7 protein-coding genes are annotated in these 3,106 nt (G+C 31.9%); 5 read left to right on the top strand and 2 right to left on the bottom strand.

Translation table 11 applies throughout. The features are described 5' to 3' along the window. Positions 1-21: 21 nt before the first annotated feature. Entirely contained in the window at positions 22-624 is a 603-nt protein-coding gene (locus ACZQCL_RS08035; RefSeq protein WP_227994077.1) for a hypothetical protein, read from the bottom strand. A gap of 79 nt (positions 625-703) precedes the next feature. Between ACZQCL_RS08035 and ACZQCL_RS08030 the strand changes: the two genes are divergently transcribed. From ACZQCL_RS08030 to ACZQCL_RS08010, 5 genes are read left to right on the top strand one after another with little or no spacing between them, the layout of a single operon-like run. Further along, positions 704-1,318 carry a M15 family metallopeptidase gene (locus ACZQCL_RS08030; protein ID WP_482482670.1) on the top strand — a complete coding sequence of 205 codons (615 nt, stop codon included), beginning with the start codon at positions 704-706 and terminating at the stop codon, positions 1,316-1,318. Then, positions 1,308-1,679 (top strand): hypothetical protein, encoded by a 372-nt coding sequence (locus ACZQCL_RS08025; protein WP_337532848.1) that lies wholly within the window; start codon positions 1,308-1,310, stop codon positions 1,677-1,679. Before ACZQCL_RS08030 ends, ACZQCL_RS08025 begins: the two co-directional genes overlap by 11 nt. After that, positions 1,679-1,888 (top strand): hypothetical protein, encoded by a 210-nt coding sequence (locus ACZQCL_RS08020; RefSeq protein WP_337532850.1) that lies wholly within the window; start codon positions 1,679-1,681, stop codon positions 1,886-1,888. The genes ACZQCL_RS08025 and ACZQCL_RS08020 overlap by 1 nt, the downstream gene beginning before the upstream one ends. Positions 1,889-1,915: 27 nt before the next feature. Continuing rightward, positions 1,916-2,506 carry a CHAP domain-containing protein gene (locus tag ACZQCL_RS08015; protein WP_337532852.1) on the top strand — a complete coding sequence of 197 codons (591 nt, stop codon included), beginning with the start codon at positions 1,916-1,918 and terminating at the stop codon, positions 2,504-2,506. A 9-nt stretch (positions 2,507-2,515) separates the two neighbouring features. Then, positions 2,516-2,821, top strand: a complete 306-nt coding sequence (locus ACZQCL_RS08010; protein ID WP_227994073.1) for a multidrug transporter — start codon at positions 2,516-2,518, stop codon at positions 2,819-2,821. 27 nt (positions 2,822-2,848) lie between these two features. Here ACZQCL_RS08010 and ACZQCL_RS08005 read toward each other — a convergent pair. Continuing rightward, positions 2,849-3,106: MetQ/NlpA family ABC transporter substrate-binding protein (locus ACZQCL_RS08005; RefSeq protein ID WP_482482667.1), on the bottom strand; the 258-nt coding region annotated here is incomplete at its 5' end.

Here is a 3,106-nt window from a genome sequence, read left to right as displayed (position 1 = left end):
TCGTATTGATTTTTAGCTTTTTCATAGATTCTTAATTTTCAATAATACTTCTTGATTAAACAAGATATCTTTTAATAATTGTAAATCTTCATAACTCACAAAATCATACTCTGCACGATTTAAAATAATATAGATTTGTTGAAGAGCATTTTTAAGTTCCATCCATCCTTCTGGTGTACCAAACTCTTCATCAAACAACTTATGAATATTATCCTGGTTCATTAAAGGATATAAATAGGAATAGATGGTTGTCGTTGAAGGATTATTAAATCCATCAAAGAAATTCTTAAAGATAGGATAGATATATTTTCGCAACATATTCAAAGTAGCTTTCGCATAAAATAAGGCACTCGCACTAAAATCAACATCCTTTACATCTTCATAATAGACTTCCAAATCACTTCCTGCTTCGATTTGATCTAAGACACTTCCCGGAAAATCTGCATAATCTTCTTCATTTATATTTAAAGCTTCATAAAAGTCAGTTTCTTCTTCAGGCTCTTCGTTTTGTTTCATATTATTCATCATATTTTGAGCCATGTCATTTAACTTATTCTTTTCTTCATCGCTCATATTGTCCATCATTCTTGAAATGGCTGAAAAATCAATATCACTAAATTTCATGTTTATTACCTCATTTCTAACATGTATTATACACAAAACATAAGTGGATTAACATAAACAAATATATTAGAATATATACATGAAATTATTAAATATACAAAAAGAAATCCCCGATATTCTTTTAGATATTCGCTATTGCACAACTTACAATTTCATTGGTGAAATCATTGATGGCTATATAGATCCGGTAGCGTTAGGAACAAAAGAATTGGTGAAGCAATTAAAAGTAATCAATTCAAAGGCAAGACAAATGGGATATCGATTAAAGATATGGGATGCCTATCGACCTCAAAGTGCCCTTGATAATTTCATGACTTGGAAAGATACTGAGGATGATAAAATGAAATCCATTTTCTATCCAAAATATTCCAAAAAATATCTTTTTGAGAATGACTTTATCATTGAAAAATCAGCGCACACCAGAGGTAGCACTGTCGATTTAACTTTAGTTGATGAAAAAACAGGAAAAGAATTAGATATGGGATCTTACTTTGATTATTTTGGCGATATTTCTAGTCCTTTACATAAGGATGGATTAACAACAATACAGATTCAAAATCGAATGACATTAAGACATTTAATGTTAGACAATGGATTTATCCCTTTAGAATCCGAGTGGTGGCACTATACTTTAAAGGATGAACCCTATCCAGATACTTATTTTAATGTGGAGGTAAAATCTGATGGAAACTAAATTATGGTCTGCTTTAATTGGTCTTTCTAAAACCGTGGATTCAAATCCAAAAACAGAAAACACAGACACAATTATTTTAGATTGTCTTCAACGTCTAAGAAATCATACAGTTACACAAGATCTAATTGATACAGTACACAAAGAAAAAGACAAGATATCGCCAAGCTGCAAAACGTGCACACATCCTTGTGGCAATACAAGTGATTATGACATGTCTTTGATTAATGACAAGAAAAAGGAATTGATGAATCAAATCCTGAATTTAAGTGATATGAACTTCATCTATCGCGGTCTATGCTACTTAGGGTTTGACATTGATGATTCTTATATTGATGAATTGATAGAAGAGGTCAAGAAATAATGAAAAAAAGAAAAATTCGCTATGACCGTATTTTATTGCCTATCTTAATACTGTGTGTAATTATCTTTGGAATATCTTCATGTCATAAAACAGAAGAAACAAAAGTTCAATCAAAACCCATTCATACGACAACTACTTTTTTAAAGAACGCGTTAAAACCCGTTGGTCAAACCCTGTATATTTATGGTGGAGGCTGGAACGAAGCATAAACAGGTTCCGGAACTGAAGCGTTAACTTTGGGCTTATCTAAGGAATGGAAATCCTTCTATGATACACAAGATAGTTCATACAATTATGAAAACTATATGTATGAAATCCATAAAGGACTCGATTGTTCTGGCTATGTCGGTTGGTCTATCTACAATACATTAGAAACCAAATCCAATCATGGCAATGGCTATGTATTAAAGGCTGAAGAAATGACTAAAACATTTGCGAACATGAAGTTAGGAAGCTATAAAGATTCCATTCAAAACGCAAAACCAGGTGATATTGTCTCTATGGCGAATGCTCATGTTTATATTGTACTTGCCGTATGTGAGGATGGCAGTTTATTGATTGCTCACTCTAGTCCTCCAGGTGTTAAAATTTCAGGTACATATGACCAAAATGGAAATTCAAATTCACAAGCTGTCGGATATGCACAAAAAATTATGAAAACGTATTATCCAGACTGGTACAGTCGTTATCCAAATTGCACTGTCGATTCTAGTTTTACTGAACCAAGTAATGTATCTTTATTTCACTGGAATTCAAAAACATTAAAAGATACAGATCAATTGCACTCTATGAGTATTAATCAAATCATTCAAACTTTATTTAAATAGGAGGTCAACATGGAAAAAGATTGGAAATTATTTAGAAAGAAACTAGGTAGCTGGCAAGAAGCCTATATGGATAAGCTCGTTGAGGAATACAAATCCATTTTAAATTCAGATGCATTATCTTCTGATAAATACTGGGCTCTACGAAAGAAAATTTATGAGGACTATAAAAGTCCTGGCGTTTTGGCAAGAGATGTATCTCGATCAAATATGTTCATTATATTATTAGGTTTATTGCGTGATGAAGCCATCACTATGGATGATTTAGATGGATTTAGTGATGAACTTAAAGAAGATCTTCAACAATTACTCAAATGAAAAAGCCGAAAAATCGGCTTTTTTCATTTAGTCTTCTTTTTTACCAGCTAACTCTTTTAATGCTTTTAAAGAATCCACTTTCTTTGAATATAAAGTCAATGGAGCAGAACTTGTATCACCAATCGCTGTTAAATCATATCCTTGTGCTTCACATTCATTTTTCAAATATGCTTTGTGTTGGAACGAGTTCAAATCAATTTCGCCATTATTTAAAGCCTCATTTGGTAAGTTATATGCATCAAATACAACTACATCTAAATAGATTCCAGAATTTTCATCGTCTAA

The organism is Holdemanella sp. (assembly GCF_056804935.1).
The sequence above is the reverse complement of the archived record's forward strand: the minus strand, read 5'-3'. Positions and strand labels throughout refer to the sequence as shown.

Bases quoted from the DNA above. Each gene is read 5' to 3' on its own strand.
- ACZQCL_RS08025 (WP_337532848.1), top strand. From the start codon at position 1,308: ATGGAAACTAAATTATGGTCTGCTTTAATTGGTCTTTCTAAAACCGTG.
- ACZQCL_RS08030 (WP_482482670.1), top strand. From the start codon at position 704: ATGAAATTATTAAATATACAAAAAGAAATCCCCGATATTCTTTTAGAT.
- ACZQCL_RS08035 (WP_227994077.1), bottom strand. From the start codon at position 624: ATGAAATTTAGTGATATTGATTTTTCAGCCATTTCAAGAATGATGGAC.
- ACZQCL_RS08010 (WP_227994073.1), top strand. From the start codon at position 2,516: ATGGAAAAAGATTGGAAATTATTTAGAAAGAAACTAGGTAGCTGGCAA.
- ACZQCL_RS08020 (WP_337532850.1), top strand. From the start codon at position 1,679: ATGAAAAAAAGAAAAATTCGCTATGACCGTATTTTATTGCCTATCTTA.